The sequence below is a fragment of the Streptomyces sp. adm13(2018) genome, from assembly GCF_008042145.1.
In the GTDB taxonomy this organism is placed as follows: Bacteria; Actinomycetota; Actinomycetes; order Streptomycetales; family Streptomycetaceae; genus Streptomyces.
The window spans coordinates 1302335-1306350 of the sequence record NZ_RDBH01000129.1; the positions used below are offsets into that span (position 1 = coordinate 1302335).

The window sequence follows — 4016 nt, forward strand, 5'->3', positions numbered from 1 at the left end:
GGAATTGACCCACGTTCTTCCAGACGGATTGCACCCGTTCCGCAGGTCAATGGCCGCCTAGAGTAGTGATCATGAACGAGAACGCGCCCTTCGCCCCGCACCTGACCCGCGCCGCCGCCGCCGAGACCACCGCGGACCCGAGCAGCGTGATGACCCTCCTCGCCGACTCCGACACCACCGGCGGGCTGCTCACCAGCTACCGTTCCACCTTCGCCGAGGGGGCGGTCGGCGCGCCGGCGCACTTCCACACCAAGGCGTCCGAGATGTTCTACGTCCTCGACGGCTCGCTCCAGGTGCTCGTCGGCGAGGAGCTGTCCGTCCTGGAGAAGGGCGACTTCCTGCTCGTGCCGCCGCACACCCCGCACGCCTTCGCGGCCGCGCCCGGCGCCGAGGCCGACGTCCTCTTCGTCTTCACCCCCGGCATGGCCCGCTTCGACTACCTGCGGCTGCTCGGCCGCGTCATGCGGGGCGAGGCGGGCTTCGAGGAGATCAAGGCGTCCTCGGAGCAGTACGACAACCACTACGTGGACAGCCCGGTCTGGCAGCGGGTGCTCGCCGAGCGCGGCTGACCCTCCCGCCGGAGCTCCGGGACGGCAACCCGCCGGGCCTGCCCCGCCGCTGAGCCCGGCCACCGGGGGTCGCCCCCCGACGCGTACCACGATCTTCCCGAGGTGCGCGTTGGACTCCATCAGCCGATGGGCGTCGGCGATCCGCTCCAGACCGTCGACGGTCTCGGCGATCACCGGCGCCAGGGAGCCGTCGCGCAGCCCCGCGCCGATGAAGCCCGCCACCTGGCGACGCCCCTCCGCGGTGCGCACGAGCGCCCCGTTGGCGTAGGTGCGGACCGTCTGCGGCCCCGTGCGTCCCGAACTCGAAGTTGGCCGCCGCCATCACCGGATCGCCCGGGACGCCATCGTGCCCGCCCTGCTCGACACCCTGCTGCTGTACCTGCTGCGCACCTGGTGGCTCAGCGTGTGCGCCGACCGCTGCACGGGCTGGTCGGCCGCCCTCGGCGACCCGGTCGTCGCCGGAGCCCTCCGGGCCCTCCACGACGACCCGGCCAGAGCCTGGACCGTCGAGGAACTCGGCGCCCTCGGCGGCCTCTCCCGCGCCGCCTTCGCCCGCCGCTTCACCGCCCTCGTCGGGCGGTCCCCCCTCGCCTACCTCACCTGGTGGCGGATGACGACGGCGGGCCGCCTCCTGCGCACGGACGACCGCCCGCTCCGCGCGGTGGCCGAACGCTCCGGGTACTCCTCGGAGTTCGCCTTCGCCAAGGCCTTCGAACGGGAGTACGGGATGGCCCCGGGGCAGTACCGCAAGGGGGCCTGAGCCCGCTCAACGGCCCCGACGGCCCGGCAGACGGAGGAGGAGCGGCGTCGTCGGGGCGAGCCCCGAGCGCCCACCGCTCCTCCTTCGACCGCCTCCCGGCGGCCGGAGGCGTCCGCCGCAACCGCCGAGCCCTCCCCGGCGTCCTGAACAACCATGATCCGACTCGCCACCCCCGCCGACCTCGACGCCGTCGTCGCCCTCCACACCGAGGCCCGCGCCACCTACTACCGGGGCCACCTCCCCGACGCCGACTTCCTCGGCCCCGAGGAGGTCGCCCGCTCCCGCACCGCCTGGACGGCCGCCGTCGGACGCGGGGCGGTCCTCTGCGCCGTACGGGACGGCGAGGTCGCGGGCATCGCGGCGTACGGGGAGCGCGACGGCGTCACCCACCTCACCCAGCTCCACGTCCTGCCCGCCCGCTGGCGCGCGGGGATCGGCACCGAGCTGCACGCCGCCTGCGTCGACCGCTGGCGGACGGCCGGCGTGCCCTGGGCGCGCCTGGAGGTCTTCGAGAAGAACGAACGCGCCCAGGCCTTCTACGCCGCCCACGGCTGGACCCCCGACCCGGAGACCCCGCGCGACGGCGACCACCTCGTGCTCCGGCTCACACTGGGGCCGGAAACGGAATGAAATCCGCCGGCCGGGTCGTTCTCGCCCTGGAACACCCCGAACACCCCGCCGTCGAACCCCGGAGAGAAGTCACATGCGCGTCGAGATCTGGAGCGACATCGCCTGCCCCTGGTGCTACATCGGCAAGGCACGCTTCGAGAAGGGTCTGGAGGCCTTCGCCCACCGCGACGACGTCGAGGTCGTGCACCGCTCCTTCGAGCTCGACCCGAACCGCGCCAAGGCCGACACCGGCCCCGTCCTGGAGATGCTCGCCGCGAAGTACGGCCGCACCCTCGACGAGGCCCGCGCCATGGAGGCGCACGTCGCCTCCAACGCGCACTCCGAGGGGCTCGGCTACCGCACCGAGGGCCGCGACCACGGCAACACCTTCGACGTCCACCGGCTGCTCCACCTCGCCAAGGACCGCGGACGGCAGAACGAGCTCCTGGACCTGGCCTACCGCGCCAACTTCGCCGAGGAGCGCTCCGTCTTCGACGCCGAGACCCTGGTGACGCTCGGCGTGGAGGCCGGTCTCGACGAGGCCGAGGTCCGGTCCGTCCTCGCCGACGACTCCGCCTACGCCGACGCCGTGCGCGCGGACGAGCGCGAGGCGGCCGAGCTCGGGGCGAACGGCGTGCCGTTCTTCGTCCTCGACCGGCGCTACGGCATCTCCGGCGGCCAGCCCGCCGAGGTCTTCACCCAGGCCCTGGAGCAGGCCTGGCAGGGCCGGACCCTCCAGACCGTCGGCGGGGACGCGGCCGTCTGCGACACCGACGGCAGCTGCGAGGTCCCGGGCGCCTGACGCCCGCACCCCCCTCCCACCTGCGGAGATAAGAGCGGCTTGGGGACTCCCCATGATCGGCACCCATTGACGGGCGATCGTGGGGAACCCAGGCTGGGGCCATGGATTCTCTGGAAGAGCCGCTCGGCGGCGCCGAGTTCGCGCCCAAGCACACCTATCTCAACACCTCGGCGTGCGGTCTGCTGCCCCGCCGGACCGTCGACGCGATCACGCTCCTGGCGGAGGAGACCGCCGCCGGCCGGGCGGGCGGCGCCGGGGACTTCGAGACCGTGGCCGAGGCCCGCGCCGCGTACGGCAGGATCGTCGGCGTCCCGCACGAGCGCGTCGCCGTCGGCAGTTCGGTCGGCGTGCACTGCGGCATGATCGCCCAGTCGATGCCCGCGGGCGCGGAGATCCTCTTCCCCGAGGGCGACTTCTCCTCCGTCATCACGCCCTTCACGATCCGTGGCGACCTCCGCACCCGCTTCGTCCCGCTGGAGCGGCTCGCCGAGTCCGTCGGCCCCGACACCGCGCTCGTCGCCCTCTCGTCCGTGCAGTCGGCCGACGGCCGGACCGCGGACCTGCCGGCGGTCCGGGCCGCGGCGGCCGCGCACGGGGCCCGTACGCTCCTGGACGCCACCCAGTCGGCCGGCTGGCTGCCGCTGCGCGCGGGGGAGTGGGACTACACGGTCGCCGGCGGCTACAAGTACCTGCTCTGCCCGCGCGGGGCGTCCTTCCTCACCGTGACCGAGGAGGCGCAGGACTCGCTGCTCCCCATCCACGCCAACTGGGTGACCGGCGAGGAGATGTGGGTGAACAGCTACGGCCCGGTCCGTGAACTGGCCCGCTCCGCCCGCCGTTTCGACGAGCCCCCGGGCTTCCTCGCGTACCACGGGGCGGCCCGCTCGCTCGCGCTCCTGGAGGAGATCGGGATCGAGCGCATCGAGGCCCACAACAAGGGGCTCGCGGCCCGCTTCCGCTCCGGCCTCGTCGCCCTCGGCCACGCGCCGGTCATGGACGACTCGACGGTCGTCGCCGTCCCCGGGCTCGGGGACCGCGCGGACGCGCTGCGCGAGGCGGACGTCCTGCTCTCCGTCCGCGCGGGCAATCTGCGCGCGTCCTTCCACCTGTACAACACGGCGGCGGACGTGGACCGCGCGCTGGAGGCCCTGGCGGGCTGACCCCCGGCGTCGCCCCGGACCCGGGCGCGAACACGGTGCCGCCCCGGGCCGGGAGGGCGCGCCGGAGCGCGCACCCGGCGCAGCCCCCCGGGTCCGCGCACCCGGCGCAGCCCCCC

At 74.3% G+C, this 4016-nt stretch carries 4 protein-coding genes and 2 pseudogenes; 5 read left to right on the forward strand and 1 reads right to left on the reverse strand.

The genetic code is table 11. The annotated features are described in order from the left end of the window. Nucleotides 1-71: 71 nt before the first annotated feature. On the forward strand, nucleotides 72-569 hold the full coding sequence (locus tag EAO70_RS22605) for a cupin domain-containing protein (RefSeq protein WP_148004633.1): 498 nt from the start codon (nucleotides 72-74) through the stop codon (nucleotides 567-569). Nucleotides 570-665: 96 nt separating this feature from the next. Here the strand turns inward: EAO70_RS22605 and EAO70_RS22610 are convergent. After that, nucleotides 666-818: pseudogene (locus EAO70_RS22610) on the reverse strand (zinc-binding dehydrogenase); the annotation flags it as partial. A gap of 88 nt (nucleotides 819-906) precedes the next feature. Between EAO70_RS22610 and EAO70_RS22615 the strand changes: the two are divergent. The 4 genes and pseudogenes from EAO70_RS22615 to EAO70_RS22630 all read left to right on the forward strand — a co-directional run. Then, nucleotides 907-1329, forward strand: a pseudogene (locus tag EAO70_RS22615) (helix-turn-helix transcriptional regulator); the annotation flags it as partial. Between the two features lie 153 nt (nucleotides 1330-1482). Next, nucleotides 1483-1959, forward strand: coding sequence for a GNAT family N-acetyltransferase (locus EAO70_RS22620; protein WP_148004635.1), 477 nt, complete (start codon nucleotides 1483-1485; stop codon nucleotides 1957-1959). A gap of 73 nt (nucleotides 1960-2032) precedes the next feature. After that, on the forward strand, nucleotides 2033-2740 hold the full coding sequence (locus tag EAO70_RS22625) for a DsbA family oxidoreductase (protein ID WP_148004636.1): 708 nt from the start codon (nucleotides 2033-2035) through the stop codon (nucleotides 2738-2740). 101 nt (nucleotides 2741-2841) lie between these two features. Next, nucleotides 2842-3900 carry an aminotransferase class V-fold PLP-dependent enzyme gene (locus tag EAO70_RS22630; protein WP_148004637.1) on the forward strand — a complete coding sequence of 353 codons (1059 nt, stop codon included), beginning with the start codon at nucleotides 2842-2844 and terminating at the stop codon, nucleotides 3898-3900. Nucleotides 3901-4016: the final 116 nt, after the last annotated feature.

What these genes read in the sequence shown, in the direction of transcription:
- EAO70_RS22605 (WP_148004633.1), top strand. Translation starts at nt 72, where the DNA reads ATGAACGAGAACGCGCCCTTCGCCCCGCACCTGACCCGCGCCGCCGCC.
- EAO70_RS22620 (WP_148004635.1), top strand. Translation starts at nt 1,483, where the DNA reads ATGATCCGACTCGCCACCCCCGCCGACCTCGACGCCGTCGTCGCCCTC.
- EAO70_RS22625 (WP_148004636.1), top strand. Translation starts at nt 2,033, where the DNA reads ATGCGCGTCGAGATCTGGAGCGACATCGCCTGCCCCTGGTGCTACATC.
- EAO70_RS22630 (WP_148004637.1), top strand. Translation starts at nt 2,842, where the DNA reads ATGGATTCTCTGGAAGAGCCGCTCGGCGGCGCCGAGTTCGCGCCCAAG.